The sequence below is a fragment of the Azospirillum sp. Sh1 genome (assembly GCF_008365135.1).
GTDB lineage: Bacteria > Pseudomonadota > Alphaproteobacteria > Azospirillales > Azospirillaceae > Azospirillum > Azospirillum oryzae.
This window is the reverse complement of the sequence record NZ_VTTK01000008.1, coordinates 83478-110233: the sequence shown is the minus strand read 5'-3', so window position 1 is coordinate 110233 and position 26756 is coordinate 83478. Positions and strand designations below refer to the sequence as shown.

Genomic DNA, 26756 nt, shown 5'->3' with positions numbered 1-26756 from the left:
TCCGGAACGGATCGGCTCCGCCCGGTCATAACACAGCCGACAGCCCGGCTTCACACGAACAGGCTGAAGCTGCCCATCAGTTTCTGCGTGCCGGTCTGGCCGGTGGGGATGGAGTTCATGCTGCCGATGGCCTGATTCAGCCCGTCGAGCGTGGCCTGCTGGCCGGTGGTGAGCGTCAGGCCGGTGTCGCCCTTGGCCGGCTGCTTGGCAACGGTGTCGTAGTCCTGGCTGTAATTGCCCATGACCAGCTGCATGGCGTAGTTCTTGGGGTCCTTGTCGGACTGCCCCTTGTCGCGGGTGACGCGCAGGGTGTAGTCGCCCTTGTCGACCGACAGATTGCCGGCCTGCAGCTTCTTGAAGGCGGTATAATTGTCGCCGGCCTTCGGGTCGCTGTCGGCCATCACCCGGCCAAGCCGGTTCATCAGCTGGACATGCACGCCGTCGTCGCCGACCTGCCCCATGGTCAGTTCGCCCTTGCTGACCACCTTGAACTTGTAGAAATCGACCTTGTCGTTCGCGGCCAGCGTGCTGGCGACGTTCAGGCGGGTGGTGTTCTTGGAAATCACACCGATGTCGGTCGCGCCGGCATTGGTGTTCAGCGCCGACTTCTTCACCGTCTTGGAGTATTCCTTGACGTCGCCGACCGCCTGATTGCTCTGCGACTTCTTGATCGCCTCGACCGCATTGTTGATCGAGGCGTTGAGGCTGGACACCAGGGAGTTGACGCTTGAGAGAGCATCATCCGCCATGATCAGTCATCCTTCTTCCGATCCGATCCCCACGCCCGAAAAACCGATCCGAACGCCGTTCGAGGAGCACCAAACAAGAGGTACGGCCGGCTGAGCCGTAACCCGGACACATCTGCCCTAAGGGAGTATACGACAACAGCCGGCGGAACATAGGCAGGATTCGTGATTTTTTGGTCGAAAGTCCGGATGCGAGGCCTGCACGCCACGGTCGGCGGCCCCATCCGGCTCAGGACCGCGGTTTTTCCCCCTTGTCCGGCAGCGACTCCGACCGGGTGCTTCCGGCCGTGGCAGCCACGGCGGCCGGCCGCGGGGACGACTCGGCGGCCCCCGATACGGCAGAGTCTTCTGCGATCAGATCGGCGATCGGGCAGTGGGGCGGCTGGGTGGGGCCGGTGACGACATCGAAATCGAACATGACAACCTCTCTTGCGGATGGTGAGGCCGCCCGGGTCGCCCGTGTTCGGATTTTCAGGATGTGAGGCCCATCAAGGGCCGGGGTCACAAACACGAAAGCCGCCGCGGGTCGGTCCGGGCGGCTTCGGGAGTGAGCGACAGATGCGCGTTCCTAGGCCGCCGAACGAAACCAGCGGCCAAAATATCGGGAACGTCCAATGGACGTGATGGAAAGCGTCTGTTGCATGGGGGCGACCATAACGCGCGGCTGCCGCCCCGCCAAGGGATATTTTGCCGGTCAGCCCGCCTTCCGCTCGCCCACCGTGTCGGCGACATAGGCGTCGCGCCGGCCCATCGGACGGGCGGAGCGGCCGTCGCGGGCGGTGGTGTCGCGGGCGGTCTGGTGCTCGATCTCCGCGTTCAGCTCCGCCCCCATCAGCACGACGTAGGAGGTCAGGTTGAACCACAGCAGCAGGATCACGACGGCGCCGACCGAGCCGTAGGTCTCGTTGTAGCTGCCGAAATTCGACACATAGATCGAGAAACCCAGCGACCCCAGCAGCCAGACCGCGGTCGCCACCGCCGATCCCCAGCTGACCCAGCGCCATTGCGGCTCGCGGCGGTCGGGGGCGTAGCGGTAGAAGACGGCAAGTGCCAGCATGATCGTCACCGCCAGGATCGGCCAGCGGGCGAGGCTGGCGATCCAGCCGATCGGCGTGTCCTTCAGCCCGATGATGTTGATGGCGGCCGGAACGGCGACGATCATCGTCATGGCGAGAATGACGAACAGCAGGCCCGCCACCGTCAGCCCCATCGACAGCATCGCCAGCTTGATGAAGCCGCGCGTTTCCTTCTCGCCATAGGCGATGTTGAGTGCGGACACCATCGAATTGGTCCCGCGCGAGGCGCTCCACAACGTCAGCAGCAGGCCGAAGATCAGGCCGAAGCCCAGCCCCTGCGACGGGGTGGTCGCCACCTTGCGCGCCTGGTCGCTGACGATGGACAGCGCCTCCGGCGGCAGCAGGCTGCCCAGCTGGTTCAGCTGGTTCTCGATCATCGACGGATCGGCGACGAGGCCGTAGATCGACACCAGCGCCGCGACGGCGGGGAAGATGGCGAGCAGGGCGTAATAGGCGACGCCGGCCGCCAGCATCGACACGTTGTCCTTGCTCTGCTCGTCCCACACCCGCAGCAGGATGTCCTTCCAGCCACGCTTGGGGATGTCCGACGGGCTGTCCGCCGACCGGCCACGGCCGTCCCCGGCCCCCCCGCCGCCGCCGTCATTCGCGGCTTGTCCGCCCGCACGGTTCCGGTGCTCGTAGTAATGGCGTCGGCTCAGCCCCAGCATGCCCCCGCCCTCCTCAGACCACGGCTTCGCGCAACGCGCCGACGCGATGGCGCGCCGTTTCGATGGCGTGGAATTGGGCACCGATGACGACTTGCAGATGGTCGTCCGGCGCATCGCGCAGGGCGTCGCGGAACAGCGAAAGCGTGCCGTCCAGCCCGCCTTCCAGCCGGGCCAGCAGGTCGCCGCGCGCCCCCGGCCCGCCGGCCCCGGCCATCACGCTGCGCGCGCTGGCCTCGGCCAGTCCATGCATGGGCGACCAGACGCGCCCCCCATCCCCGGCGGTTTCGATCCGGCCGCCGCCGGTGCGCAGTTCGGCGTCCAGCGCCATGGCGCTGCGGTCGAGCTGGTCGGCCAGATCCTCCAGACGGGCGGACAGGGCCGTATCGGCGATGGTCATGTCGGCGCGGCGGAAGGCTTCGGCGCCGTCGCGGCAGGCGGCGATCAGGTCGGTCAGCAGATGCCGGCTGCGCGGGTCGAGGTGGCGGCCATGGGGATCGTAATCGTCGAACCCAGTGGTCGATTCCGGCGTGCGGGCGACCGCCACGGCAAGCCAGAGGGCGCCGACGCCCATCAGCGCCACCGGGATCGGGTTGGCGCGCACCGCGCGGGCGATGCGGCCGGACAGGCCGTCGCCGCCACCCTGGATCACGTCGCGCACCACCTGCACCACGCCGCCGGACATCTGGCCGGGCGACAGGCGGAACTCGATCTCGTCGATCACCGAGTCCATGCGGGCGCGGATCGACTGGATCTCGTGCTCGATCTCTTCCGGCCGGCGGCCTTGGGGGGAGGTGGCTGTGGCGGGCGGAACCCCGGCGGCGGGATCGCCGCCGGCCGCATGGGACGGAGCGGCGGACGGAATGGCGTCGTTGTGATGGGTCATGCCGGGCGTCTCCTGTGGGGGCTGCCGGCTTGCAACACCAGGAGACGCCGATTGTTCCGGCCGCGCCGGCCCGGAACCCGCCCGGTCGGCCCACCCGATCAGGTCACATGCTGGGCGAAGGCCATGACCTCGGTGCTGCCCTGCCAGATCATGCGGATGGCAACATAGACGATGACCGCCAGCCCCAGATAGGCGATCCAGTGGAAGCGGTTCAGCAGCCGCGCGATCACCGTCGCCGCGGCGCCCATCAGCGCCACCGACAGCAGAAGGCCGATGGCCAGCACCCACAGATGCTCGCGCGCCGCACCCGCCACCGCCAGCACATTGTCGAGCGACATCGACACGTCGGCGACGATCACCTCCCAGATGGCGGTGCTCACCGCCTTGCCGCCCCCGGCGGGTGCGGCGGCATCGTCGCCGTCCTCGCCCATCAGGGCGGCGGCCTCCGCCTCCTCGCGCTGGCTGCGCAGCTCGCGGAACAGCTTCCAGCACACCCACAGCAGCAGCAATCCGCCGGCCAGCGTCAGCCCGATGATGTCCATCAGCCGGGTCGCCGCCAGCGCGAAGCCGATGCGCAGGACCACCGCGGCGGCGATGCCCCAGAAGATCACGCGGGCGCGATTCTCCCGCGCCACCCCGGCGGCGGCCATGCCGACGACGATGGCGTTGTCACCGGCCAGCACCAGGTCGATGAACACCACCTGGGCAAGCGCGATCAATTCCGGAATCAGCGAGTCCACGGTCTGTCCGTCGATTTTCAGTTGAGGAGATGCGGGCGGGGAAGGCCTGCCCTATAGCGCGTGAACACGCGGCGGCGCAACATTGTCTCCCGGCGCAGGTGGAAAAATGTCGCGGTGCCGCATGGGTCGGCCGCTGAATGCGCGGCAAATGCACAGCAAAAAGGCCGGACGGTCTCCCGCCCGGCCTTCCTCATGAACTTGGGGTCGCAAGGCCCCGGATCAGACCAGCGCGGCCAGCGCCACGCCGCCCAATCCGACACCAGCCAGGCCGATGGCCGCACCCAGGCCGCGCAGGGCGAGGGCCGCCCCGGTCCCGCGGGCGATCCCGCGCAGCGACAGGGCCGCAGCGACGCCGGCGCCATGCAGCAGCGCGGTCGCCAGCGCGAAGCCAAGACCATAGAGCAGCGGCTGCGCCGCCTCCGGCATCTCGGCGCCATGGGCATGGCCGTGGAACAGGGCGAACGCCGCGACCACCGCCATCGACAGCGGCAGCGACAGGCGCGACTGCGCGGCGACCAGGGCGCCCAGCGCGATCACCGACCCGGCGATCCCCAGTTCCACCGCCGGCAGGGCGATGCCCGTCATGCCCAGCAGGCCACCGCCGATCATGGCGGTGACGAAGGCGGCCGGCAGCGCCCACAGGGCGGCACCGCCGCGCTGCGCCGCCCACAGCCCGACCGCGACCATCGCCAGCAGATGGTCCCAGCCGCCGACCGGATGCAGGAAGCCATGGGCGAAGCCGGCGTCATGGGCACCGAAGGTGTGGGCGTCGGCGACCGCGGGCAGCACCAGCCCGGCCAGCAGCACGGCCGAGGCGAGGGGGAAACGTTTCATGGACCGGTATCCTCTGATGTCGTGTCGCGCTGTCGCGGCGAAGTGTAGCAGAAAGCGTCAGCCCGGCCATGGCCGGGACAGCGGTTCCACCCCGCCGGACCTACGTCGTTTGACGCAGGTCAATGTGTTGCACCCCCGATCCGTCACGATGCGCTCCCCCGTCGCCACAGGAATCCTCGATGTCCGCAGCCACGCTTCCCGGAGAGGGTTCGGTATCCGTCCGGCTGTGGCTCGGCGGAGGTGGGGATGGGGGCGGAAAAGACGGAATGACCATCCGCCGGGCCGAGGTCGCCACCCGCCGTCCGCGCGCCGTCGCAGCATTGGTCGGCCGCAAGGCGGAGGAGGCTGTGCGGCTGGCACCCCTTCTGTTCAGCCTGTGCGGCAGCGCCCAGGGGCTGGCGGTCGCCCGCGCCTGCGAGGCGGCCTTGGGGATCGACGCGAGCGCCCATGAAACCGCCCGCACCCTGCTGACCGATGCGGAGGCGCTGGACAGCCATGGCTGGCAGGCTGTGGTCGAATGGCCGGCGCGCCTCGGCGCCCCACCCCGGCCGGCGGCGGCCCTGCGCGATCTGCGGGCGGCGGTGTCCGCGGTCATGCCGGCGCTCTACCCAGCCAAGGACGGGCTGCGGCCCGGCGGCGGCGTGCTGCGGCCGGACACGGCGGCCCTGCGCGAGGCGCTGGCACGCATGGCCGGCTGGCTGGAGACGACCGTCTTCGCCGGCCCGCCGCCGCAGGATGCCGTCGACCTCGCCCGCTGGGCGGCACGCGGCGGCAGCGACGCGGCGCGGCTTGCCGCCCGGCTGCTGTCGCCCGATCTGGCCGGCTGGGGTGCCTGCGGAACGCCGCTGCTGGCTGAGCGGTCGCCCGGCTGGTACGCGACGGCGCTGAGCGGCGACCGGTCCTTCGCCGCCACCCCCCGGTACATGGATAGCCCTGCCCTGACCGGCCCGCTGGAGCGGCAGGCCGACCACCCGCTGGTCGTCTCGGTGACGGAGCGGTTCGGCGACGGGCTCGCCCGGCTGTTCGCGGCGCGTCTCGCCGATCTGGTGGAGTTGCCGCGGCGAATGGAGGCGGCAATCGCGGAGCTTCGCCCTGCCGAGCCCGCCGTTGCCGGATCGTCGGCTCCCGGCGAAGGCTGCGGCGTGGCGGAGACGGCGCGCGGACGGCTGGCCCACTGGCTGCGGCTGGACGGCGACGGACGGCTGGCCGACGCCCGCATGGTGGCGCCGACCGACTGGAACTTCGCCGCCGGCGGCCCGCTGGCGCGCGGGCTGGCGGGGGCCGCGGTGCGCGACCGCGACGACGCGGTGGAGCGGGTGCGGCTGCTGGTCGCGATGCTGGACCCCTGCGTCGCCTGCGGCATAGAAGTACACGAATGACGAGCGCTTGCCCAAGCCTGCGGGCAGGCCGATGATGGGCAGGGCGGACGGATTGCGGATCGATGAGCGGGAGAGCGCGTGATGTGCACGGTTTGCGGATGCGGCGAGGGCGAGACCCGGATAGACGGCAAGGCCGCCGATGCCGGGCATGAGCATATCGGCCCCGACGGCAAGGTCTATCGCCACCATCATGGCGAGGCGCACCACCATGCCCATCACCACCATGACGACACCCACGAGCATGTCGCCCCCGACGGCACGGTGTTCCGCCACAGCCATGACGAGCATGGGCACCATCATCACGATCACCACCTCCCCGACCGTGCCGACGCCATCGACGGCGGCGCCGCGCTGAACCAGCCGCGGCTGGTCACCATCGAACGCGACATCCTGGCGAAGAACGACGGTCTGGCCGCGGTCAACCGCCGCCGCTTCGCCGAGCGCGGGGTGTTCGTGCTGAACCTGATGTCCAGCCCCGGATCGGGCAAGACCACCCTGCTGACCCGCAGCCTGACCGACCTGAAGGGCCGTTTCCCCGTCGCGGTGATCGAGGGCGACCAGCAGACCAGCTTCGACGCCGACCGCATCCGCGCCACCGGCACCCCGGCGGTACAGGTCAACACCGGCAAGGGCTGCCACCTCGACGCCTCCATGGTGGCGCAGGCCGCCGACAGGCTGGCGGCCGAGGGCCAGTTCGCCGGGGACGGCGTTCTGTTCGTCGAGAATGTCGGCAATCTGGTCTGTCCCGCCGGCTTCGACCTGGGCGAGACCCACCGCGTCGTCGTCCTGTCGGTGACGGAGGGAGAGGACAAGCCCTTGAAATACCCGGACATGTTCGTCCGCGCCGACCTGCTGGTGGTCAACAAGATCGACCTGCTGCCGCACCTGAGCTTCGACGTGGAGCGCATGATCGGCTACGCCCAGCGCCTGAACCCGTCGCTGGCGGTGATCCAACTGTCGGCCACCACCGGCCAGGGGCTGGAGGAGTGGTACGACTGGATCGCCGACGGTCTGGCGGAGGCCCGCGCCTCCCACGCCGCCACCGCCGTCAACGCCACCGCAGCCGTCTGACCGGAGGACCACCGCCATGTGCCTTGCCGTCCCTGCATTGGTCACCGCCCTGCTGCCCGACGACCGCGCCACCGTCAGCCTGGGCGGTGTCACCTCCACCTGCTCGCTGGAGCTGGTGGAGGACGTTGCCGTCGGCGACTACGTGATCGTCCATGTCGGCTACGCCCTGTCCCGCCTGGATGCCGAGGAGGCCGAGCGAACGCTCGCTCTGCTGGCCGAAGTCGCGGACGCCGCTGCCTGACGCTGGTCTCCCGTGCTCCGACAGAAATCCGCACCCGCAAACAAGCACGTCATCCCCGCGAAGGCGGGGATCCAGGAAGCTCCGCAGATAAGCCGTTGAACCGGCTGGATTCCCGCCTTCGCGGGAATGACGGCGTACAAAACACAAGGGCTCCCGCACCGCTTCCGCGGGGGCTCGTCTTCCAACCGACCACCCGGACCCCACGCCCATGACCGACCGCCGCCTCTTCACCCGCAAGCTCGACATCGCCCGCGGGGCGTTGGATATGACCCACGGGTCGGGCGGCAAGGCGATGGCGCAGCTGGTGCGCGAGCTGTTCGCCGCCGCCTTCGCCAACCCGTATCTCGACCAGGGCAACGATCAGGCCGCTTTCGACGTGCCGGGCGGACGCATGGTGATGACGACCGACGGCTTCGTCGTCTCGCCGCTGTTCTTCCCCGGCGGCGACATCGGGTCGCTGGCCGTCCACGGCACGGTGAACGACGTCGCGATGGCCGGTGCGGTGCCGCTGCACCTGACCGCCGGCTTCATCATCGAGGAAGGCTTCCCGCTCGCCGACCTGAAGCGGGTGGTCGATAGCATGGCCGCCGCGGCGCGCGAGGCCGGGGTCGCCATCGTGTCGGGCGACACCAAGGTGGTGGAGCGCGGCAAGGGCGACGGCATCTTCATCACCACCACCGGCATCGGCATGGTGCCGCCGGGCGTCGCCCCGTCGGGCGACCGGGCGCGGCCGGGCGACGTGATCCTGGTCAGCGGCACCATGGGCGACCATGGCGTCGCCATCATGTCGACCCGCGACAATCTGGGCTTCGAGACGGCGATCCTGTCCGACAGCGCGGCGCTGAACGGGCTGGTCGCGGCGATGGTGGCGGCGGTGCCCGACGTGCATGTGCTGCGCGATCCCACCCGCGGCGGGCTGGCGACGACGCTGAACGAGATCGCCCACCAGTCCGGCGTCGGCATGCGGCTGCGCGAATCGGACATCCCGGTGCGGGCGCAGGTCGCGGCGGCCTGCGAATTGTTGGGGTTGGACCCGCTCTATGCCGCCAACGAAGGTAAGCTGATCGCGATCTGCGCCGAGGAGGAGTGCGACCGTCTGCTCTCCGTCATGCGCGACCACCCGCTGGGACGGGACGCCGCCCGCATCGGATGTGTGGTGGAAGACCCCCACCGCTTCGTTCAGATGGAGACCCGCTTCGGCGGCCGCCGGATCGTGGACTGGCTGACCGGGGAACAGCTTCCCCGGATCTGCTGACCCGTACCGGCGGGCTAACTCACCCTTTCCAAACGTCCCGTCCCTTTGGCGGGACCCCTTTCGCGCGCTGGCCGTTGCCTCTCTCGGATGGTCCTATGCTCTGACCAGAGACGATCAGCGACGAGAGAATATAATGGCGTTGTCCAACATCGCCCTTCTGGGCGCTCCCCGGCTGGACCCCGGCCGGATGGCCGGAACCCGGTCGGCGATGCAGGCGATGGACCGGCTTCCCGGTTGCCCACCCTTGCACAGGCACCGCGTGAAACGCGCCTTCGACATCGTCGGCGCACTGGGTCTGCTTGCCGTTTTCGGGCCGTTGATGCTCGTGCTCGCCTGGATGGTGGCGCGCGACGGCGGCCCGGCGGTGTTCGGCCACCGGCGCATCGGCGCCGACGGGCGCCCCTTCACCTGCCTGAAATTCCGCTCCATGGTGGTCAACTCGGCCGAGGTGCTGGAACGGCTGCTCGCCACCGACGAGACGGCGCGCGCCGAATGGCTGGCGACGCGCAAGCTGCGCAACGACCCGCGCATCACCCCGGTCGGCCGCTTCCTGCGCAAATCGAGCCTGGACGAGCTGCCGCAGCTCATCAACGTCCTGCGCGGCGACATGAGCCTGGTCGGCCCCCGCCCGATCATCGACGACGAGGTGTCCTATTACCACGCCTGCTTCCCCTTCTACACCCGCTGCCGCCCCGGCCTGACCGGGCTGTGGCAGGTCAGCGGCCGCAGCGACGTCGATTACGTGCGCCGCGTCCAGCTCGACACCGCCTATGTCGTCGGCTGGAACTTCTGGGCCGACATCGGCATCATGCTGCGCACGGTGCGGGTCGTGGTGAAGGGCAGCGGCGCCTACTGACACCCGCCCTCTCCGAAAGCGCTCATCCGTTCAGACAGGTCGCGCGCTCCCTTGGGGCGCGCGACATCGCCGTTTGCACTCCCTATTTGTGGAGTCCGCCCACTTGCGCGGTTCGGCCGATCCGTCTCGGACATGACCCTCTTGCCGAAATCGGGATGGATTTTGAGAATGGGCGGACGACGTGCTAGGGTCGCGGCAACCGGCGAAACACTGGTATAAGTGAACGATGCGCGTAAGACCGCCGGCCGGATCGGCCAGTCAAGAGGGTCCAAGGATGGCGAAGCTGCTGGCTGCCTTGCTGCTGATGATGGTGGCGATCGGCCCCGCCTGCGCCGTCGCCCCCACCAGCCGTGCCGACACCGTCGCGGCGCTCGACCGCTACCGGACGGATTTCGCGAAGATCCGCGGCTATGGATCGCTGTCCACCGCCGACCGCAATTACGTCCTCTTCTCCGACGCCATGCGCCGCGTCCTGACGGAGCATGTGAAGGCCTATGATCCGCAGGTGCTGATCGACAAGGCCGAGGACGGGCTGAAGAAGAAGAAGGCGGAGAACCCGAAGGCCAGCGACCGCATGCTGACCGAGGCGGCACTGGACAGCATGCTGGGCTCGCTCGACCCCTATTCCAGCTTCCTCGACGCCGAGCGCTACCGCTATCTGCGCGAACAGACGCAGGGCGAGTTCGGCGGGCTGGGCATCGAGGTGACGATGGACGAGGAAAGCGGCCTGATCAAGGTCGTCTCCCCCATCGACGGCTCGCCGGCCGCCCGCGCCGGCCTGCGCAGCGGCGACCTGATCGCCCGCATCGACGACGTGGCGGTGAAGGGGCTGAACCTGCACGACGCCGTCGCCCGCATGCGCGGCCCCGTCGGCAGCTCCGTCGCCCTGTCGATCCGCCGGCCGCCGGCGACCGAGGCCAACACCCGCGTCTCGCTGACCCGCGCCATCGTGAAGATCCAGCCGGTGCGCTACCGGCTGGAGGGCAACGTCGCCTATGTCCGCATCGCCACCTTCAACCAGTCGACCTCCTCGTCACTGGACTCGGCGATCGAGGCCATGCGCCGGCAGGCGAAGGGCCGGCTGACCGGCGCCGTCATCGACCTGCGCAACAACCCCGGCGGCCTGCTGGAGCAGGCGGTGCAGGTGGCCGACCGCTTCTTGGAAACGGTGGACATCGTCTCCGTCCGTGGCCGCGATCCGGAGGAATCCCGCAACTACCGCGGCACCCCCGGCGACCTGCTGGCCGGGCTGCCGGTGGTGGTGCTGATCAACAGCGGCTCGGCCTCGGCGTCGGAGATCGTGGCCGGCGCCCTGCAGGACCATCACCGGGCGCTGCTGTTCGGCTCCCGTTCCTACGGCAAGGGGTCGGTGCAGACGATCTCCTCGCTCAGCGTCGACACCGGCATCCGCCTGACCACCGCCCGCTACTATCGCCCGTCGGGGGCGCTGGTGGACTGCTTCGGCGTCTCCCCGAACCTGGAGGTCAAGCCGACCCACGGCAGCACCGAGGAAACCCACCCCGACCCCGCCACCTGCGACCCCAACGCCCCGGTCCCGCCGAAGCCGCAGGTGTGGCTGGCCCAGGACATGTGCCCCGACGTGATGGACAAGGCCCCCAAGCCCGACGACGACCGCCCGCTGGAATGCGCCGTCTCCGCCATCCGCAACCGCCTGACCGGAACATTGGCCGGCGGGGAGTGAAACGCCCGATGCCGGAAAATCCCCTCTCCCCCCCGGGGAGAGGGTTAGGGTGAGGGGGAAGCGCGGCGAGGATTTTCAAAAGCCGAGCACTCTCCCATTCCCCAATGAATCCACCCGATGCCTCCCCCTCACCCCGCCCCTCTCCCCAGGGGGGAGAGGGAGGCATCCATCACCCGCGTCTCCACCGTCCAACCTGTCCCATGGGCCGCGATGGCGGCGATGGTGCCGGGCAGCACCCGGCGGTCGAACAGGCTCCAGTCCGCCGGAACCCCGACATCGCCGCGCAAGCTCCCGTCGATCTCCAGCAGGGCCGGCGGCGCACCGGGCGTCACCTCCACCGCGAACTGGTCGAGCGGCATCGACAGCCCGACGCCGGCCGCCTTGATGAAGGCCTCCTTCCGGGTCCAGGCCAGCAGGAAGCCCTCGTCCCTCTGCTCCGGACCCAGCGTCTGCAAGGCGGCGCGCTCGGTCGCGTGGAAGAAGCGGTCGGCGATGCCGTCGGCGCTTTCGATCGGGCGAAGCCGCTCGATATCGACGCCGATCCGCCCTTCCGCCGCTACGGCGATGGCCAGCGCATCCTCGCTGTCGCTGAGGTTGAAGGCCGGGCCGCCGGCCAGCCCCGGCTTGCCGTGCGTGCCGTAATCGAAGACCAGGCCCGCCGGGTCACGTCCGGTGCAGCGCCCCAGCAGCAGCCGCAGCAGCCCGCGCCGCAGGATGAAGCGGTCGGTCAGCCGTTCCATCATGAAACGGTCGGCGCGCTCCACCTCGTCGGCGGACAGCAGGGCACGCATCGCCTCTCTGTGAGCCGACAAGGCTGCCAGATCGGCGAACCAGACGCGGACGACTCCGGGCGCCGGATCATAGTCCCCGGCCCCCTCCTTTGCGGTCCCGGCGGCGGCCTCCGTGATGGTCCCGTCATGCATCGGACAGCGATCCTCCCTCTCAATTTAGCGCCCTGGCTCCGGCAAGGGTTTCGGGTATCATGCGCGCCTCTCGCATCCGCCCCTGCATCCGGACCAGGATCCCATGGTTGACACCGCCCTGCTCGCCCCGCACCTGACCAACGTTCTTCGCGACGCCTTCATCCCGGAGCTGCCCAATCATTACCGCGGCAAGGTGCGCGAAAACTACGACCTTCCGGACGGCAGGCGCATCCTCATCACCACCGACCGGCTGTCGGCCTTCGACCGCGCCCTGACCGCCATCCCCTTCAAGGGGCAGGTGCTGACCCAGACCGCCCGCTTCTGGTTCGAGGCGACGAAGGACATCTGCGCCAACCATGTGCTGGAATACCCCGACCCCAACGTGGTGGTGGCGAAGCGCCTGACCATCATGCCGGTCGAGGTCGTGGTCCGCGATTACATGGCCGGCACCACCGGCACCTCGATCTGGTCGATGTACAAGCAGGGCCGGCGCGAGATGTACGGCCACATCTTCCCCGACGGGCTGCGCCAGAACCAGAGGCTGGAAACCCCTATCATCACGCCGACCACCAAGGCCTTCGACGCCGGCCATGACGAGGAGCTGACCGCCGCCGAGATCGTGGGCCGCAACCTGCTGACCCGCGCCCAGTGGGACGAGGTGTCGGACAAGGCGCTGGCCCTGTTCGCCCGCGGGCAGAAGATGGCGGCCGACCGCGGCCTGATCCTGGTCGACACCAAGTACGAGTTCGGCTTCGACGAGGACGGCAACATCCTGCTGGCCGACGAGATCCACACCCCCGACAGCTCGCGCTACTGGTTCGCCGCCAGCTATCAGGAGCGGTTCGAGGCCGGCGGGAAGCCGGAAAGCTTCGACAAGGACTTCGTCCGCAACTGGGTCGTCGCCCGCTGCGATCCCTATACCCAGGACATCCCGGAGATCCCCGGCGACGTGGTTCTGGAAGCGGCCCGCGTCTACATCGAAGCCGGCGAGACCATCACCGGCCGCCCGTTCGAGGTGCCGGCCACCGCCGTGCCGATCCTCGACCGCATCCGCGCCAATCTGGCGCCCTACTTCACCAAGTAAGCGGGGGCCGGGCTCCATGCGCGTCGCCGTCCTCGACGATTACCAGGGGGTCGCCCGCGACCTCGCCGACTGGTCGCAGCTGCCGCCGGGCAGCGACCTCACGGTCTTCGAGCAGCCGCTCGGCGATGCCGACGCGGTGGCGGCGGCGCTGGAGCCCTTCGACGTGCTGGTCATCATGCGGGAACGCACGCCGTTCCCAGCAAGCCTGATCGACCGGCTGCCGAACCTGAAGCTGCTGGTCACCACCGGCGCCCGCAACAACGCCGTCGATCTTGCGGCCTGCGCCGCCCGCGGCATCCCCGTCTGCGGCACCCGCATGGTCGGGGCGCCGACGGCGGAACTGACCTGGGGCCTGATCCTGGCGCTGGCCAAGCGCATCCCGGCCGAGGAGCGGGCTCTGCGCGAGGGCCGCTGGCAGACCGGCCTGACCGGCGATCTCGGCGGCAAGCGGCTGGGGCTGGTCGGCCTGGGCAAGCTCGGCAGCAAGGTCGCCAGGGTGGGTCAGGCCTTCGGCATGGAGGTGGTGGCCTGGAGCCCCAACCTGACCGACGAGCGCGCCGCCGAGGCCGGCGTGACCCGCGTCGAAAAGCGCGACCTGTTCGCGACCTCCAACGTGGTCAGCGTCCATCTGGTGCTGAGCGAGCGCACCCGCGGCGTGGTGGGGGCGGCGGAGATCGGCGCGATGAAGCCGACCGCCTTCCTCGTCAACACCTCGCGCGCCGGGCTGGTGGACGAGGCGGCGCTGGTCCATGCGTTGCGGCACGGCCATATCGGCGGCGCCGGCATCGACGTCTTCCCCATCGAGCCTCTGCCGAAAGACAGCCTTTGGCTTGACCTTCCCAACACCGTGCTGACGCCCCATCTGGGCTACGTGACGCGGGAGAATTACGCGGTGTTCTACCGCGACGCCCTGGAGGACATCCTGGCCTGGACGGCCGGCTCACCGGTGCGGCTGCTCTCTCCCGCCTGAACGGGCAACTGGATGGAGGGTGCGGGTGAGCCGGAACAATATGGTCGGGGGCAGCAGCAGAAGCGGTTTTTGGGCGAAGCTGAGCCGGCACCAGTTGGGCATGCTCGTCAGCCTCTCGGCCATCGCCGGCCTGCTGTTCGGCTTCGTCGAACTGGCCGGCGAGGTGATGGAGGGCGAGACCACCGCCTTCGACAAGCACATCCTGCTGGCGCTCCGCGATCCGTTGAATCCCGACCTGCCCGGCGGCCCCTGGTGGCTGGCCCGGATGGCGCGCGACATCACCTCGCTCGGCAGCACCACCATCCTCGCCATCCTCACCGCCGCCACGCTGGGCTTCCTGCTGCTTCTGCACAAACGGGCGGCGGCCCTGCTGGTGCTGGTGGCGGTCGGCGGCGGCGGGGCGCTCAGCACCGTGCTGAAGATGCTGTTCGACCGTGCCCGTCCCGATCTGGTGCCGCATGGCGATCAGGTGATCTCCGCCAGCTTCCCCAGCGGCCACGCCATGCAGTCCGCCGTCGTCTACCTGACGCTGGGCGCCCTGCTGACCCAGTTCGTCGAGGGCCGGCGCACCAAGGCCTATCTGCTGAGCTGGGCGATGGTGCTGACCCTCATCATCGGGGCGAGCCGCGTCTATCTGGGCGTCCATTGGCCGACCGACGTTCTGGCGGGCTGGAGCGTCGGCGCGGCCTGGGCGGCGCTGTGCTGGATGGTCGCCGAATGGCTGCAGCGCCGCGGTGCGGTGGAGCAGGACCGGCCGGAAGCGACGGCGGGACGATAGGGGGCCGGACGGTAATCGCGGTGCGTCGCACAAAAGGTTAACAAGCGGCTTGAATACGGACGCTTGCCCGCCGATAGTGTCGACCCTACCCCTTTCGGATCAGGCCGCACCATGCCTCAGGGCACCCTCGACCGCGAAACCCTGGAAGCCGTCGGCGTCCTCGCCCGCGCGGTGGAGCGCGAGCGGGTGCCCGGCGTCCTGGAATGCCGCCTGCTGGCGAACGCCCTGAAACGCACTCTGGACAGCGGCCGGGAACGCGAACTGACCGAGGCGTCGCGCGTGTTCCGCACGCTGGACGTGGACCTGCGCGAACGCATCGTCGCCCGCGCGCGGGTGGAAGCGCAGCAGGCCCGCGCCCAGGCGAACAAGGCCGCGGCACCGGACACCGCCATCGACCGGGAGGAGGTCACGCAGGAGATACCGGCGCTGCCCGCCTGGCGTGTCTCCGAACCGAAGGGCCGCGAACAGAAGGCGCGCGCCGGCACCAATTTCCTGGCCGCCCTGAATGGCCTGCGCCCGGCGGCCGCCAACGGCTCCAGCCGGGGCGCGGCCCGCGACCGCCTGCGCGCCGCCGTCGATTCCCAGCGCCGCGTCGGCCAGCGGGCGGAGCCGACGCTGGACTGAGAGCCTGTGAGTTTTAGGCGCATTTTTGGCCGTCATCCCCGCGAAGGCGGGGATCCAGGCTGATCGGCAGCTAATCCTTTGGAAAACCTGGATTCCCGCCTACGCGGGAATGACGGTCGAGAGAAGCTCGTGATCGGATCCGATGCGAAGCGGTTCAAACTTCAAGCGTCTCTCAGCAGGACCCATAAAAACTCACAGACTCTGAGACGGATTCAGCGGATGAAGAACTGGACCGGGACCACCAGTTCGATGCGGTCCTTCGCCATCTCCTCCGGCGGGGCCGGCAGGGGGGAGGCGCGGCGGACCATCTCCACCGTTTCCTCGTCGAGCGACGGCACGCCGGAACTGCGGTCGAGCCGGACCGACAGCACGTTCCCGTCGCGGTCAATGGTGAAGCGGACCTGGGCGACCCCTTCCTGCCGGCGGGCCTGGGCGGCGCGCGGATAGCGCTTGTGCCGTTCCAGATGGCTCAGCAGCCGTCCCTGCCAGCTGGGAACCGCCCGGCTGGGCGCGGCCGAGGGGGCCGGCGCCGCCGGTGCGGGAGCCGGAGCGGGCGGAGCGGCCACGGGGGCCGGCTGCACCGGCTGGGCCACCGGCCGGGGCGGCTTCGGCTTTTCCGGCTTGGGCTTCGGCGCTTCCTTCTTCACCTCGGGCTTCGGCTTCGGCGGTTCGGGCGGCGGCCTGGGAATCGGCTGGGGCAGCACCACCTCCGGCTCGACCACGGGGGGCGGCTCCGGCGGCGGCGGCGGTTCCTCGATCACCGGTTCGGGTTCGGGCGGCGGCGGCTCGGGTTCCGGTTCGATCACCGGCTCCGGCATCGGTTCCGGCAGGGGAATGTCGATGGCCGGCGTCGGCTCCGGCGGCGCCACCGGCAGCGGCGCCAGTTCCAGCAGCACGGCCGGCGGATCGGCCTCCGACGGCGTGATCGGCACATGCCAGGCGACCATCGCCACGCCGGCCGCGGCATGAACGCCCAATGCCAGCATCAGGCTGCCGCCCCAGCGGAAAGCCCCGCGCGCCGGACGCTCCGCCCCGTCGGCGGACCAGCCCCCCACCGCTTCCTGGTCGAAGGCCGCACTCATGGCGCCGGCGCCGCTTCCAGCCCGACAAGGCCGATCTTCAGATAGCCGGCGGCGCGCAGGCTGTTCATCACCTCGGTCAGCGCGCCGTAATCGACGGTCTTGTCGGCGCGCAGGAAGACGCGCTGGGTCTTGTCGCCATGGGTGGCGGCGTCCAGCGCCGCGCCCAGGGCCTCCCTGGTCGTCGTGGTCTCGCCCAGCGACAGCGTCTTGTCGGCCTGGATGGTCAGGAACAGCGGCTTGTCCGGCCGCGGCGTCGGCGTGGCGGTGGAGGCCGGCAGATCGACCGGCACATCCACCGTCGCCAGCGGGGCCGCGACCATGAAGATGATCAGCAGGACGAGGACGACGTCGATGAAGGGCGTGACGTTGATCTCATGGGTTTCGGTCAGATCGTCGTCGTTGCCGCTGGAGCCGAGGCGCGCACCCATTGCCGTTACTCCGCCGCGCGGGAATTGCTGTGGGGACGCGGCAGCGCGTGGCGGTCGATGTCGCGGCTCAGCAGGCGCAGCACCGCCGCCGACGCGTCGGTCAGCTGCGCCTTGTGGCCGCCGATGGCGCGGCTGCAGGCGTTGTAGACCACCACCGCGGGGATGGCGGCGACCAGCCCGATGGCGGTGGCCAGCAGCGCCTCGGCGATGCCCGGCGCCACCACGGCAAGGTTGGTGGTCTGCGCCTTGGAGATGCCGATGAAGCTGGTCATGATGCCCCACACCGTGCCGAACAGGCCGATGAAGGGGCCGGTCGAGCCGATGGTGGCGAGGATGCCGGTGCCGCGCGCCATGCGCCGGCCGGCCGCCGACTCGATCCGCTCCAGCCGCGAGGCGGCGCGGTCCATCAACCCGTCGCGCGACGGCGCGTCGGCCGACAGGTGGGTCTCGGCGACCACGGCGCGGACCAGCGCCGCGGCGGTGCCCTGGCTGAAGCCGACCCGCTCCGCCGCCTGCGACAGCGAGCGCGCCTCCTCCAGCATCGCCAGCGCCGTCCGCGCCTTGCGCTTCGCCGACGACAGTTCCACCGTCTTGGCGATGGCGATGGTCCAGGTGACGACCGAGGCGAGCGCCAGACCCACCATCACCGCCTGCACCACCGGGCTGGCGGTGACGAACATGCCCCAGGGCGACAGGTCGTGCGGCAGCGAGGCGAGAGCCGCGGCAGCCGCGTCCGGAACAGCCTGCGCCGCCCCCACCACTCCGCCTGCCGGTCCCTGCGCCGCGCCCAACGGCGCCGGGGCGGCGGCGGCGGGCGCGGCAGCCTCCTGCGCGCAGGAGGCGGCGCCGGCCAGCAGAGCCCCGGCACCGGCAAGTGCGGCGGTCAGCGCAGGACGGTGGCGAAACGATGTCGGCATGGCGGTCCAACTCCCCCTCGGCGCGTGTCCGGCACGCGCGCTGTCAAAATCACAAGGCAAAAATCCCGACGGCACTCCGGCGCTATGCTCCGGAGTGGATACCCCAACGCGGTTATAATGCGAATGAGTCGCACTCGCACTGAAAATCGACCGCTGCCGGCGGAGAAACGTGCGTTTTTGTGGGAATTCGCCGCGCTAAGACCGTGATTTGATTGGCCTTGCGAACAGTCTCGGGCGCCTGAACCACCACCGCGACCAAGTGCGAATAAGTCTCAGTACCATTATTGAGCCCTTCTGTCGTGGAGAATCTCGACGCCGTGCAACCATCCGGCGCTCCCGCCGGTTGAACCGCCAATCGAGACAGTGCCAGGGAGAGTGCCGATGAACCGCGTGTCGATCCTGGAGGAAAAGGGCAGTTTCCGGCTGATGGCCTGCGATGGCCGCTTCGCCGTGGTGGAGGCGCGGGCGGGACAGGTGTTCGGCCTGCCGGATGACGCGAGGGTGGCCGCGACGGCGCCTCCGACAGTCCCGACGGCATCGCCTCCGTCGCCCGCTGGACCGGCGAGGACGAGGCCCGCGCCCTGATGCGCGACCTGTCGGAGCGTGGCGACGAGCTGTCCCGCCGCATCCGGTGATCCGCCGGAACCCCGGCCGCGTACCGCCATGGAGATAGTGTGCGGAGCGCATCATGGATGGAACTGGCGGCGAAGCGGAAAGCGAGCCGGACGGCAAGCCGCCCGGCATCACCTGGATCACCGGCGCCAGCAGCGGCATCGGCCGGGCGCTGGCGATCCATCTGGCCGACGGCGGGGCACGGGTGGCACTCTCCGCCCGCTCGGTCGAGGATCTGACGGCAACGGTGCAACACAGCCCGGACCGCATGCGCATCTTCCCGCTGGACGTCACCGACCGCGTCGCCACCACCGCCACCGTCGCCGCCATCGAACGCTGGTTCGGTCCCATCGACCGGGCGGTGCTGAATGCCGGCACCCACAGTCCGATGTCGCTGGAGGATTTTTCCGCCGACACCGCCCGCCGGCTGATGGAGGTCAACTATATGGGCGTGGTCCATGGGCTGGAGGCGCTGCTGCCGCGGATGCGGGCGCGCGGGCGCGGACAGGTGGCGGTGGTCGCCTCCGTCGCCGGGTACCGCGGCCTGCCGACGGCGGCGGCCTATGGCCCGACCAAGGCGGCGCTGATCAACCTGTGCGAGTCGCTGAAGCCCGACTGCGACCGCGCCGGGATCAGGCTGCAGCTGGTCTGCCCCGGCTTCATCGACACGCCGCTGACCGCCCGCAACCCCTTCCCCATGCCGGACCTGATGCCGGTGGAGGATGCGGCCCGCCAATTGGCCGACGAGATGGAGGGCGACGGCTTCGAGATCACCTTCCCCAAGCGCTTCACCCGCAAGCTGAAGCTGGCGCGCTGCCTGCCTTATCGGCTTTACTTCCCGCTGGTGCGCAAGGCGACGGGGGCATGACGGACGACCACAGAATCCACGGGCCCAAAATCCAGGGACTGGACGCCTGGGCCGATTTCTTCGAGACGCTCAGCGTCGAGGCGCTCGACCGGCTGCCGGCGCTGACCGTGCCGGAGGTGCGTTTCCGCGACCCCTTCAACGACGCCCGCGGGCGCGACGCGGTGCGCGCGGCGCTGGTCCACACGCTGAACGGCTGCCGCGATCTGCGCTTCACCGTCACCCACCGGCTGTTCGCACCCGATCTGGCGATCCTGCGCTGGCGGTTCGAGGCGACGGTGACCGGCATCGGCCGGATGGACGTGATCGGCACCAGCGAGGTGCGGCAGGTTGCCGACGGCCGGGTGGCCGAGCACATCGACCATTGGGATTCCGGTGAACACGTCTATCTGCGCCTGCCGCTGCTGGGCGCCCCGCTTCGCCTCATTCGGCGGCGGCTGGGGGCCGCACCGCCGGATTGACGACGGTATCGGGCCGGACCATCCGGCCTTCGGGCAGGAAGAACAGGCTGACCGTGCCGATCCACAGGCCCCAGCGATAGACGTTGGCGCGGTTGATCAACGCATCGCCCGGCTGCAGCCACATCCAGTCGTCGAAGCGCACGCGCCAGCGGTCGCCGCCCACCTTCAACGCCATCTCGTAGGTCCAGTTCAGCGCGTTGCCGGCCGACCGCCCCACCGCCGTGCCGATCACGTCGTCGGCCCGCCCCTCATAATATCCCCCGTCGGCTCCCTCGGCCGTCCTGACGATGCGCCAGACCCGGCGGTCGGTCTCGCCGTCGGCATAGAGGAAGCGTTCGTCCAGCACCAGTTCCCGCCCGTCCCACTGTCCGTCGATGGCGACGGTGAAGCTGCGGCGCAGCGTGCCGAACCGGTCCTCGAACACGCCCCAGGCATGGGTGCGCCCGGCGAAATACTGCTCGATCCGCAATTCGGGCGTGTTGCCGGCGAAATCCCCGATCTTCATCAAGAGGAGTCCTCCGCTTACGGCTTGCGAAAGCGCCAGAGCCCGACATCGATGGTCCCGGCGCGGAACCCGGCCTCGCAATAGGCGAGGTAATAGTCCCACAGCCGGCGGAACCGCTCGTCGAAGCCCATCGCCGCCACCTGCGGCCCGGCTTCCAGGAAGCGGCGCCGCCACTCCGCGCAGGTGCGGGCATAGGAGTCGCCGAAAGTCTCCACATGCTCCACCACCAGCCCGGCCCGCTCCGCCTCGGCGCGCAGGGCCGACGGACAGGGCAGCATGCCGCCGGGGAAGATGTGGCGCTGGATGAAGTCGCAGCCGCGGCGGTAGCGCGGGAACCGCGCGTCGTCGATGGTGATCGCCTGGACCACCGCCGCCCCGCCGGGCACCAGCCGGTCGCGCAGGGCGGCGAAATAGCGCGGCCAATGCTCCTCCCCCACCGCCTCGATCATCTCGATGGAGACGATGCGGTCGAAGCTGCCGCCAGCATCGCGATAGTCCATCAGCCGCAGTTCGACCTGTCCGGCCAGCCCGGCCCGCTCCAGCCGCGCGCGGGCGAAGGCCAGCTGCTCCGCCGACAGGGTCAGCCCGACGACCGAGGCGCCGTGGCGGCCGGCCAGATGCTCGGCCATCCCGCCCCAGCCGCAGCCGATCTCCAGCACCCGGTCGCCGGGCCTGAGTTGCAGCAGGTCGGCGACGCGGGCGATCTTGGCCTCCTGCGCGTCCTCCAGGCCCTGCCCCTCCCGCTCGTACAGGGCGGAGGAATAGGTCATGCCGGGATCGAGCCACAGCCGGTAGAAGTCGTTGCCCAGGTCGTAGTGGAAGGCGATGTTGCGGCGGCTGCCGCGGCGGGAGTTGGCGCGGCTGCGGTGGAACAGCCGGTTGGCCGCCGCCGCCGCGACCGTGCCCCTGAAACCTCCCTCCTTGGCCCCACCGCCGATCGCCGCCTCGTTGCGGATCGCCAGTTCGATCAGTACCGGCAGGTCGCCGCTGCGCCATAGCCCGTCGCCATAGGCCTCCGCCATGCCGACCGCGCCGCCCAGCATCAGCCGCCGCGCCGCGGTATCGTCGAGCAGCGTCAGGTCGGCCCGTGGCCCCTCGGCCGGATCGCCGACGCACATCGTCCGCCCGTCGGGCAGGCGCAGGGTCAATTCACCCCGGCGGATGCCGCCGGCCATTTTCACCAGGGCGCCGGTCCACAGGTCGCGTCCAGTCACCAGCCGCAGCCACCGGGGGTGACGTCGAGGCGCGGTCGCAGCGATGTCGGTAGCGATGTCGGTCATGAATGGCCTTCTCGGAAACGGTCGGGAACGACGATGTTTTTCACGACGGTGACGGGCTGCGCCGGGGCCGGCGGGCGCGGGCGGATCGCCAGCCCCTTGCGCCACAGCTGCAGCGCCTCCCAATGGATGCCGGCCACCACCTTGGCGGTCATCAGCGGGTGGCGGGCCCAGGCGCGCAGGATGGCGCCGTCGGTCAGTTCCACACGCCTCAATGTCAGCGACGCATGCAGCACCGGCCCCCCGGCATCGGTCTGGCGGATGGCGACCGCCAGCGGCTCCCCCGCTTCGCCCATGGGCGGGCGGATGCGGAAGTGATAGGCGGTCTCCATGTCCATGAAGGGCGAGACGTAGAAGCGCTTGTCGCAACTCTGGCGCACCAGACCGTCCGGTCCGGGCGCCGCCGGGATCAGATAGGCGTGGCGCTGGCCGAAGGTGTTGGACACCTCATGGATGACGGCGGCGAGCGTCCCGTCCCGGCGGTGGCAGAACCAGACGCAGAGCGGGTTGAAGACGAAGCCCAGCACCCGCGGGAAGCACAGCAGGCGGATCGGCCCACCCCCCTCGATCCCGGCCTCCGCGAGCTGGCGTTCGGCCCACTGTTTCAAGCCTCCAAACTCCCTCTCCCCCCCGGGGAGAGGGTCGGGGTGAGGGGGATGCATGGGGTGGATTCCGTGGGAGCGGGGAGTGCGCGACTCTTGAAGATCCTCGCTACGCGTCCCCCTCACCCTAACCCTCTCCCCGGGGGGGAGAGGGGATCCATCCTCGGTGGGTAGAGGCTCCACACCACCGCCCAACGGCCCGAAATCGCGGTCGCGGAACCCGATCAGCCCGAAGCGGTTGTGGGCGAACAGCCGCAATTCGCGGTCAAGCCGGGGAAGCTCGTCCAGATCGGCCAGCAGGCTGAACACCCGGTAGGACAGGCGGTGCCGCACCGGCTTCACCCGGTGATGCATCACCGTGCCGACATAGAGGCCGGAGGCGAAGCGGGATGGCTCCATCATGCCGCCTCCAGCGCGGCGGCGCGTGCGGCCGGCGCCGGCCCGAGATGGATGCGGCCCGACGGGTTCGGCACCGTCCAGGGCCGGCGCAGGCCGCCCAGCGCCTCCGCCACCGCCAGCCCGGCCTGGGCCCCGTCCTCGTGGAAGCCGGCGCCGAAATAGGACCCGGCGAACCATGTCCGCCGCCGGCCCTGCAGGCTCCACAGCTGCCGCTGCGCCGCCAGCGCCTCCATCCCGAAGATCGGGTGGTCGTAGAGCACGCTGCGCAGGATGCTGCCCTCACGCGGCGGACGGATGGGGTTCAGCGTGACGAACAGGTCGCGCTCGCGCGGCAGGAAGCCCTGCAGCCGGTTCATCCAGTAGGTCACGCACAGGGCGTCCTGTCCGCCGTCTTGCCCGCCGTCCCGCCGCTCGGCCAGATAGTTCCAGCTCGACCACACCGCCCGGCGCTTCGGCATCAGGGCGGGGTCGCCGTGCAGGATGGCGAGGTTGCGCTCATAGCCGAAGGCGCCCAGCAGCCGGCGCTCCTCCCCGCCGGCATCCTCCAGCAGGGCCAGCGCCTGATCGGCATGGGTGGCGATCACGACATGGTCGTGGGCGCGCACGTCGCCGCGGCGGTCGCGCAGCAGCACGCGGCCCTCCTCGCGGACAATGCCCTCCACCGCGCAGTTCAGGCGCAGGGCGCCGGGCATGTCGGCCAGGATGCGGCCGACATAGCTGCGGCTGCCGCCCTCCACCGTGCGCCAGACCGGCCGGCCCTTGAGCTTCAGCAGGCCGTGGTTGTCGCAGAAGCGGATGAAGGCGGCGGCGGGATGGCCGCGCATCGAGTCCGCCGGGCTGGACCAGATGGCGGCGGCCATCGGCAGCAGATGGTCGCGGACGAAGGCGTCGGAATAGCCGCCGCGGTCCAGCACGTCGCCCAGCGTCAGCGTCTCCGCCGCAGGGCCTTGCTGCAACTCTGCCAGCAGCCCCGGCGCTTCGCGGTAGAAGCGCAGGATGTCGGCGATCATCCGCCAGAAGCGCGGGCGCAGCAGGTTGCGCTTCTGCGCGAACAGGGCGCCGGGCGTGCCGGCATACTCCACCCGCCCGCCGTCGAGCGAGGCGGAGAAGCTCATGTCCGTCGCCCGCGTCGGCACGCCCAGATGGTCGAACAGGGCGACCAGATTGGGATAGCAGGGCTCGTTGTAGACGATGAAGCCGGTATCGACCGGGGTGGCGCCCTCGGCCTCTCCCTCCACTTCCCCCTCCACTTCCACCGTGTTGGCATGGCCGCCCGGCCGGTCCTCCTTCTCATAGAGGGTGACGCGGTGCGCTTTCGACAGCAGCCAGGCCGCCGACAGCCCGGCGATGCCGGACCCGACCACCGCGATGTCGAGCGGCGCCGGTGCAGTGAGGTCGGGCGGGGAAAGCGGCATGGGGCGGTCCTTGGAGATTTTGTCGGGGGTGGAGCTTGTCGGGGGGGCTTGGCGGCGTCTGAACCCGGACCCTAACCCGAAATGGGTAGCGCCGGCCTGTGATCGAGATACGGCGACCGATCGAGGTTGGATCATCGCCACGCCCACGCTTTCCCGCCAGCGTCGAAAAGACGCGATCGGCGGTGATCCGAAGCACGGGCTGCGGCGTATCGTGGCCATGATCGCCCAATTGGCTTCCCTTCTGACGCATGCCGCCGGAGCCGACCGGACGCCGGATCCCAAAAGGATCGGACAGGCCGCCCGCGTGTCGGCCAATCCAGCGGCGGCCGATCCCGCCGCCGCAAGGCTGGCGGCCGACCAGTCGGCCGATCTGGTCGCGGTGGCGGCGGGCGACCGCGCGGCCTTCGCCCGGCTGTTCGCCCACTTTGCCCCGCGGGTGAAGGCCTACATGCTGAAGCTGGGGATGCCGGCGCAGCGGGCGGAGGATCTGGCGCAGGACACCATGCTGTCGGTTTGGCGCAAGGCCTCGCTCTACGACCCGGCGAAGGCGGAGGCGGCGACCTGGGTCTTCACCATCGCCCGCAACCTGCGCATCGACCTGCTGCGCCGGGAACGCCATCCGGAGGTGTCGGACGACGAGTTGCAGGAGCATGAGGACGACCGCCCGCGCGCCGACGAAATGCTGGACGGCGACCGCCGCGCCCGCCGCCTGCGCGGCGCGCTGGCCTCGCTGACGCCGGAACAGGCGGAGGTGGTGCAGCTGTCCTTCTTCGCCGACCTCGCCCACCCGGCCATCGCCGAACGGCTGGACGTTCCCCTGGGCACCGTGAAATCGCGCCTGCGTCTGGCCATGGCCAAGATCCGCAAGGCGCTGGGAGACGACGACCGATGACCGCCCGCCAACCCGCCGCCCGCCAACTCGTCCTGCCGAACCACCACCCCAGCGACGCCCTGCTGGTGGCCTATGGCGCGGGCAGCCTGGGAGAAGGGCTGTCGCTGGCCGTCGCCGTCCACCTCGCCCATTGCCCGGACTGCCGCGCCACCCTGGCGGAGGTGGAGGCGTTGGGCGGCGCCCTGCTGGAGGATCTGCCGCCGGCCCCGCTGGAAAGCCTGTCGCTGGCCGCCACCCTCGACCGGCTGGAGCGGGAGGAGGCGCCGGGCAATCCCTGCAAGGCCATGCGGATGCGGCCGCGATGCAGCCGCCCCGCCGGCCCTGCCGCCGCGTCCCTCCCGGGTCCGCTGCGCGCCTATGTGCCCTCCCTGGAGACCCTGTCCTGGCAGCGGCTAGCTCCCGGCGTGCGGCGGGTGGAGCTGCTGCCGCGCACGTCGTCGGGCGGCGCGGCCCAGCTTCTGCGCATCGCCCCCGGCACCGCCCTGCCCCACCACGGCCATGGCGGGCTGGAGCTGACCGTGGTGCTGAGCGGCCATTTCGCCGACGAACTCGGCCGCTACGGCCCCGGCGATCTGGCGGAGGTCGACGGCGATACCAACCACCAGCCCATCGCCGACAGCCACCGCGACTGCATCTGCCTGATCGCGACGGACGCGCCGCTGCGCTTCACCGGTCTGATGGGCCGGCTGATGCAGCCCTTCATCGGTCTATAGGCTGCGGGCTGTAGGCTGCCTACAGCAAGTCCTTGAACAGCAGCTGCGCCGGCGGTTCCTTGTCCTTGCCCCGCTTGCGCGCCTTCCCCTTCGCCTTTTCCTTCGCCACGTCGGGCGGCAGTTCGGGTGCCGATTCGGCCGGCGATCCGGCTGCCGCTTCGGGCTGCTCCACCGGCAATTCCGGCGCGGCCATCGGCATCGGCGGTTCGGCCACCGGTTCCGGCACCGGCTGCGCAGCCAATTCCTGAGCGGCCGGTTCCTGAGCGACCGGTTCCGGCGCCGTCACCGCTTCCACGGCCACCTCCGCCGCCGGCTCCACAGGCTGCGCGGCCTCGGGCGCCGCCTCGATTTTTTCCTTCTTCTTCCGGGGCGGCCGGCGCGGGGCGACGCCGACGCCTTCCTTGGCGCGCTGCTTGGCCTTGTCGCGGGCCTGGGCCTCCGGGGCCTCGGGACTGTCGGTCAGCCATTTGCGGCGCTTGATGACCTCGTTCACCCGGCCCTGGTTCACGCCCAGCTGGAAGGCGATCTCCTGCTGGGTCATGTTGGTGGTCTCGTGCAGGTGCAGGATCTCGGCAGCCAGCTCCGGCGTCATCTTGCGCCCGGTCAGGCGCCGGGCCGGCCGTACGGAGCGCTGGGAGCGGTCGCGCGCCCTCAGGGACTCAAGGATCTCCAGCGCGGCCGTGTTGCCCGCCGCCTTCAGCGCGTCCTCGAATTCCTTCAGCGTCGCCATAAGTCCCCCTCCCGCTGTCGCTGGTCCG

The 26756-nt window shown here is 70.1% G+C and carries 30 protein-coding genes; 15 read left to right on the top strand and 15 right to left on the bottom strand.

Annotation, left to right across the window (positions count from 1 at the left end; all coding sequences use genetic code 11):
• Nucleotides 1-50: 50 nt before the first annotated feature.
• From FZ029_RS10690 to FZ029_RS10665, 6 genes are all read right to left on the bottom strand, one after another.
• A complete protein-coding gene (locus FZ029_RS10690; RefSeq protein WP_149269232.1) occupies nucleotides 51-749 on the bottom strand; it encodes a hypothetical protein in 699 nt (232 codons plus the stop codon).
• Between the two features lie 226 nt (nucleotides 750-975).
• Entirely contained in the window at nucleotides 976-1164 is a 189-nt protein-coding gene (locus FZ029_RS10685) for a hypothetical protein (protein WP_149269231.1), read from the bottom strand.
• A 276-nt stretch (nucleotides 1165-1440) separates the two neighbouring features.
• Complete coding sequence (locus FZ029_RS10680) at nucleotides 1441-2490, bottom strand: YihY/virulence factor BrkB family protein (protein WP_149269230.1); 1050 nt, start codon at nucleotides 2488-2490, stop codon at nucleotides 1441-1443.
• Between the two features lie 13 nt (nucleotides 2491-2503).
• A complete protein-coding gene (locus FZ029_RS10675) occupies nucleotides 2504-3373 on the bottom strand; it encodes a DUF3618 domain-containing protein (protein WP_149269229.1) in 870 nt (289 codons plus the stop codon).
• A 98-nt stretch (nucleotides 3374-3471) separates the two neighbouring features.
• Nucleotides 3472-4113, bottom strand: a complete 642-nt coding sequence (locus FZ029_RS10670) for a YjbE family putative metal transport protein (RefSeq protein WP_149269228.1) — start codon at nucleotides 4111-4113, stop codon at nucleotides 3472-3474.
• Between the two features lie 219 nt (nucleotides 4114-4332).
• Nucleotides 4333-4947 (bottom strand): HupE/UreJ family protein, encoded by a 615-nt coding sequence (locus tag FZ029_RS10665; RefSeq protein ID WP_149269227.1) that lies wholly within the window; start codon nucleotides 4945-4947, stop codon nucleotides 4333-4335.
• 266 nt (nucleotides 4948-5213) lie between these two features.
• On the opposite strand from FZ029_RS10665, the gene FZ029_RS10660 reads away from it, so the two are divergent.
• From FZ029_RS10660 to FZ029_RS10635, 6 genes are all read left to right on the top strand, one after another.
• Complete coding sequence (locus tag FZ029_RS10660) at nucleotides 5214-6326, top strand: nickel-dependent hydrogenase large subunit (protein ID WP_247892254.1); 1113 nt, start codon at nucleotides 5214-5216, stop codon at nucleotides 6324-6326.
• Between the two features lie 81 nt (nucleotides 6327-6407).
• Nucleotides 6408-7397, top strand: coding sequence for a hydrogenase nickel incorporation protein HypB (gene hypB, locus FZ029_RS10655; protein WP_149269225.1), 990 nt, complete (start codon nucleotides 6408-6410; stop codon nucleotides 7395-7397).
• Nucleotides 7398-7413: 16 nt separating this feature from the next.
• Entirely contained in the window at nucleotides 7414-7638 is a 225-nt protein-coding gene (locus FZ029_RS10650) for a HypC/HybG/HupF family hydrogenase formation chaperone (protein ID WP_136701240.1), read from the top strand.
• A 208-nt stretch (nucleotides 7639-7846) separates the two neighbouring features.
• Entirely contained in the window at nucleotides 7847-8893 is a 1047-nt protein-coding gene (hypE, locus tag FZ029_RS10645; RefSeq protein WP_149269224.1) for a hydrogenase expression/formation protein HypE, read from the top strand.
• 133 nt (nucleotides 8894-9026) lie between these two features.
• On the top strand, nucleotides 9027-9749 hold the full coding sequence (locus FZ029_RS10640) for a sugar transferase (RefSeq protein WP_246457327.1): 723 nt from the start codon (nucleotides 9027-9029) through the stop codon (nucleotides 9747-9749).
• A 274-nt stretch (nucleotides 9750-10023) separates the two neighbouring features.
• Nucleotides 10024-11451, top strand: a complete 1428-nt coding sequence (locus tag FZ029_RS10635) for a S41 family peptidase (protein ID WP_149269223.1) — start codon at nucleotides 10024-10026, stop codon at nucleotides 11449-11451.
• A 128-nt stretch (nucleotides 11452-11579) separates the two neighbouring features.
• Here FZ029_RS10635 and FZ029_RS10630 read toward each other — a convergent pair whose 3' ends face one another.
• Complete coding sequence (locus tag FZ029_RS10630; protein ID WP_149269222.1) at nucleotides 11580-12374, bottom strand: 4'-phosphopantetheinyl transferase superfamily protein; 795 nt, start codon at nucleotides 12372-12374, stop codon at nucleotides 11580-11582.
• 103 nt (nucleotides 12375-12477) lie between these two features.
• On the opposite strand from FZ029_RS10630, the gene FZ029_RS10625 reads away from it, so the two are divergent.
• From FZ029_RS10625 to FZ029_RS10610, 4 genes are all read left to right on the top strand, one after another.
• Complete coding sequence (locus tag FZ029_RS10625; RefSeq protein WP_149269221.1) at nucleotides 12478-13458, top strand: phosphoribosylaminoimidazolesuccinocarboxamide synthase; 981 nt, start codon at nucleotides 12478-12480, stop codon at nucleotides 13456-13458.
• A gap of 16 nt (nucleotides 13459-13474) precedes the next feature.
• Entirely contained in the window at nucleotides 13475-14428 is a 954-nt protein-coding gene (locus FZ029_RS10620) for a D-2-hydroxyacid dehydrogenase family protein (protein WP_149269220.1), read from the top strand.
• Between the two features lie 100 nt (nucleotides 14429-14528).
• Nucleotides 14529-15206, top strand: a complete 678-nt coding sequence (locus FZ029_RS10615; RefSeq protein WP_247892253.1) for a phosphatase PAP2 family protein — start codon at nucleotides 14529-14531, stop codon at nucleotides 15204-15206.
• Between the two features lie 111 nt (nucleotides 15207-15317).
• Nucleotides 15318-15830, top strand: a complete 513-nt coding sequence (locus FZ029_RS10610) for a hypothetical protein (RefSeq protein WP_149269219.1) — start codon at nucleotides 15318-15320, stop codon at nucleotides 15828-15830.
• A 212-nt stretch (nucleotides 15831-16042) separates the two neighbouring features.
• Here FZ029_RS10610 and FZ029_RS10605 read toward each other — a convergent pair whose 3' ends face one another.
• Genes FZ029_RS10605 through exbB form a run of 3 tightly spaced genes read right to left on the bottom strand, consistent with a single transcriptional unit; the run spans nucleotide 16043 to nucleotide 18257 of the window.
• Nucleotides 16043-16912, bottom strand: a complete 870-nt coding sequence (locus FZ029_RS10605; protein WP_149269218.1) for an energy transducer TonB — start codon at nucleotides 16910-16912, stop codon at nucleotides 16043-16045.
• A complete protein-coding gene (gene exbD, locus FZ029_RS10600) occupies nucleotides 16909-17340 on the bottom strand; it encodes a TonB system transport protein ExbD (RefSeq protein WP_149269217.1) in 432 nt (143 codons plus the stop codon). The genes FZ029_RS10605 and exbD overlap by 4 nt, the downstream gene beginning before the upstream one ends.
• A gap of 5 nt (nucleotides 17341-17345) precedes the next feature.
• Nucleotides 17346-18257 (bottom strand): tonB-system energizer ExbB, encoded by a 912-nt coding sequence (gene exbB, locus FZ029_RS10595; protein ID WP_247892252.1) that lies wholly within the window; start codon nucleotides 18255-18257, stop codon nucleotides 17346-17348.
• 381 nt (nucleotides 18258-18638) lie between these two features.
• Between exbB and FZ029_RS10590 the strand changes: the two genes are divergently transcribed.
• The 3 genes from FZ029_RS10590 to FZ029_RS10580 all read left to right on the top strand — a co-directional run bounded on the left by FZ029_RS10590 (nucleotide 18639) and on the right by FZ029_RS10580 (nucleotide 20195).
• The gene (locus tag FZ029_RS10590; RefSeq protein WP_149269216.1) at nucleotides 18639-18842 is read left to right on the top strand and encodes a hypothetical protein; all 204 of its coding nucleotides are present in this window, start codon (nucleotides 18639-18641) and stop codon (nucleotides 18840-18842) included.
• Between the two features lie 103 nt (nucleotides 18843-18945).
• Nucleotides 18946-19737 (top strand): SDR family NAD(P)-dependent oxidoreductase, encoded by a 792-nt coding sequence (locus FZ029_RS10585; protein WP_149269215.1) that lies wholly within the window; start codon nucleotides 18946-18948, stop codon nucleotides 19735-19737.
• The gene (locus tag FZ029_RS10580) at nucleotides 19734-20195 is read left to right on the top strand and encodes a nuclear transport factor 2 family protein (RefSeq protein ID WP_149269214.1); all 462 of its coding nucleotides are present in this window, start codon (nucleotides 19734-19736) and stop codon (nucleotides 20193-20195) included. The genes FZ029_RS10585 and FZ029_RS10580 overlap by 4 nt, the downstream gene beginning before the upstream one ends.
• On the opposite strand, the gene FZ029_RS10575 is transcribed toward FZ029_RS10580, so the two are convergent.
• From FZ029_RS10575 to FZ029_RS10560, 4 genes are read right to left on the bottom strand one after another with little or no spacing between them, the layout of a single operon-like run.
• Entirely contained in the window at nucleotides 20158-20700 is a 543-nt protein-coding gene (locus tag FZ029_RS10575; protein WP_149269213.1) for a DUF3833 domain-containing protein, read from the bottom strand. The two genes, FZ029_RS10580 and FZ029_RS10575, sit on opposite strands and share 38 nt — an antisense overlap.
• 17 nt (nucleotides 20701-20717) lie before the next feature.
• Nucleotides 20718-21980, bottom strand: coding sequence for a cyclopropane-fatty-acyl-phospholipid synthase family protein (locus FZ029_RS10570; protein WP_149269212.1), 1263 nt, complete (start codon nucleotides 21978-21980; stop codon nucleotides 20718-20720).
• Entirely contained in the window at nucleotides 21977-22978 is a 1002-nt protein-coding gene (locus FZ029_RS10565) for a DUF1365 domain-containing protein (RefSeq protein ID WP_149269326.1), read from the bottom strand. The genes FZ029_RS10570 and FZ029_RS10565 overlap by 4 nt, the downstream gene beginning before the upstream one ends.
• The gene (locus FZ029_RS10560) at nucleotides 22978-24393 is read right to left on the bottom strand and encodes an FAD-dependent oxidoreductase (RefSeq protein WP_149269211.1); all 1416 of its coding nucleotides are present in this window, start codon (nucleotides 24391-24393) and stop codon (nucleotides 22978-22980) included. Before FZ029_RS10560 ends, FZ029_RS10565 begins: the two co-directional genes overlap by 1 nt.
• Before the next feature lie 217 nt (nucleotides 24394-24610).
• On the opposite strand from FZ029_RS10560, the gene FZ029_RS10555 reads away from it, so the two are divergent.
• Nucleotides 24611-25285, top strand: coding sequence for a sigma-70 family RNA polymerase sigma factor (locus FZ029_RS10555; RefSeq protein WP_149269210.1), 675 nt, complete (start codon nucleotides 24611-24613; stop codon nucleotides 25283-25285).
• Nucleotides 25282-25998: a ChrR family anti-sigma-E factor gene (locus tag FZ029_RS10550; protein WP_149269209.1), complete on the top strand. Its 717-nt coding sequence runs from the start codon at nucleotides 25282-25284 to the stop codon at nucleotides 25996-25998. The genes FZ029_RS10555 and FZ029_RS10550 overlap by 4 nt, the downstream gene beginning before the upstream one ends.
• Nucleotides 25999-26017: 19 nt before the next feature.
• Here FZ029_RS10550 and FZ029_RS10545 read toward each other — a convergent pair whose 3' ends face one another.
• Entirely contained in the window at nucleotides 26018-26728 is a 711-nt protein-coding gene (locus tag FZ029_RS10545) for a hypothetical protein (protein WP_149269208.1), read from the bottom strand.
• Between the last annotated feature and the right edge of the window lie 28 nt (nucleotides 26729-26756).

Coding starts and splice junctions, on each gene's coding strand:
- FZ029_RS10685 (WP_149269231.1), bottom strand. CDS start 1,164: ATGTTCGATTTCGATGTCGTCACCGGCCCCACCCAGCCGCCCCACTGC.
- FZ029_RS10650 (WP_136701240.1), top strand. CDS start 7,414: ATGTGCCTTGCCGTCCCTGCATTGGTCACCGCCCTGCTGCCCGACGAC.
- FZ029_RS10675 (WP_149269229.1), bottom strand. CDS start 3,373: ATGACCCATCACAACGACGCCATTCCGTCCGCCGCTCCGTCCCATGCG.
- FZ029_RS10570 (WP_149269212.1), bottom strand. CDS start 21,980: ATGACCGACATCGCTACCGACATCGCTGCGACCGCGCCTCGACGTCAC.
- FZ029_RS10555 (WP_149269210.1), top strand. CDS start 24,611: ATGATCGCCCAATTGGCTTCCCTTCTGACGCATGCCGCCGGAGCCGAC.
- FZ029_RS10680 (WP_149269230.1), bottom strand. CDS start 2,490: ATGCTGGGGCTGAGCCGACGCCATTACTACGAGCACCGGAACCGTGCG.
- FZ029_RS10660 (WP_247892254.1), top strand. CDS start 5,214: ATGACCATCCGCCGGGCCGAGGTCGCCACCCGCCGTCCGCGCGCCGTC.
- FZ029_RS10575 (WP_149269213.1), bottom strand. CDS start 20,700: ATGAAGATCGGGGATTTCGCCGGCAACACGCCCGAATTGCGGATCGAG.
- FZ029_RS10635 (WP_149269223.1), top strand. CDS start 10,024: ATGGCGAAGCTGCTGGCTGCCTTGCTGCTGATGATGGTGGCGATCGGC.
- FZ029_RS10620 (WP_149269220.1), top strand. CDS start 13,475: ATGCGCGTCGCCGTCCTCGACGATTACCAGGGGGTCGCCCGCGACCTC.
- FZ029_RS10560 (WP_149269211.1), bottom strand. CDS start 24,393: ATGCCGCTTTCCCCGCCCGACCTCACTGCACCGGCGCCGCTCGACATC.
- hypB (WP_149269225.1), top strand. CDS start 6,408: ATGTGCACGGTTTGCGGATGCGGCGAGGGCGAGACCCGGATAGACGGC.
- FZ029_RS10690 (WP_149269232.1), bottom strand. CDS start 749: ATGGCGGATGATGCTCTCTCAAGCGTCAACTCCCTGGTGTCCAGCCTC.
- FZ029_RS10565 (WP_149269326.1), bottom strand. CDS start 22,978: ATGGAGCCATCCCGCTTCGCCTCCGGCCTCTATGTCGGCACGGTGATG.
- FZ029_RS10640 (WP_246457327.1), top strand. CDS start 9,027: ATGGCGTTGTCCAACATCGCCCTTCTGGGCGCTCCCCGGCTGGACCCC.
- FZ029_RS10550 (WP_149269209.1), top strand. CDS start 25,282: ATGACCGCCCGCCAACCCGCCGCCCGCCAACTCGTCCTGCCGAACCAC.
- FZ029_RS10590 (WP_149269216.1), top strand. CDS start 18,639: ATGAACCGCGTGTCGATCCTGGAGGAAAAGGGCAGTTTCCGGCTGATG.
- exbB (WP_247892252.1), bottom strand. CDS start 18,257: ATGCCGACATCGTTTCGCCACCGTCCTGCGCTGACCGCCGCACTTGCC.
- FZ029_RS10545 (WP_149269208.1), bottom strand. CDS start 26,728: ATGGCGACGCTGAAGGAATTCGAGGACGCGCTGAAGGCGGCGGGCAAC.
- FZ029_RS10580 (WP_149269214.1), top strand. CDS start 19,734: ATGACGGACGACCACAGAATCCACGGGCCCAAAATCCAGGGACTGGAC.
- FZ029_RS10625 (WP_149269221.1), top strand. CDS start 12,478: ATGGTTGACACCGCCCTGCTCGCCCCGCACCTGACCAACGTTCTTCGC.
- FZ029_RS10615 (WP_247892253.1), top strand. CDS start 14,529: ATGCTCGTCAGCCTCTCGGCCATCGCCGGCCTGCTGTTCGGCTTCGTC.
- exbD (WP_149269217.1), bottom strand. CDS start 17,340: ATGGGTGCGCGCCTCGGCTCCAGCGGCAACGACGACGATCTGACCGAA.
- FZ029_RS10610 (WP_149269219.1), top strand. CDS start 15,318: ATGCCTCAGGGCACCCTCGACCGCGAAACCCTGGAAGCCGTCGGCGTC.
- FZ029_RS10665 (WP_149269227.1), bottom strand. CDS start 4,947: ATGAAACGTTTCCCCCTCGCCTCGGCCGTGCTGCTGGCCGGGCTGGTG.
- hypE (WP_149269224.1), top strand. CDS start 7,847: ATGACCGACCGCCGCCTCTTCACCCGCAAGCTCGACATCGCCCGCGGG.
- FZ029_RS10605 (WP_149269218.1), bottom strand. CDS start 16,912: ATGAGTGCGGCCTTCGACCAGGAAGCGGTGGGGGGCTGGTCCGCCGAC.
- FZ029_RS10630 (WP_149269222.1), bottom strand. CDS start 12,374: ATGCATGACGGGACCATCACGGAGGCCGCCGCCGGGACCGCAAAGGAG.
- FZ029_RS10585 (WP_149269215.1), top strand. CDS start 18,946: ATGGATGGAACTGGCGGCGAAGCGGAAAGCGAGCCGGACGGCAAGCCG.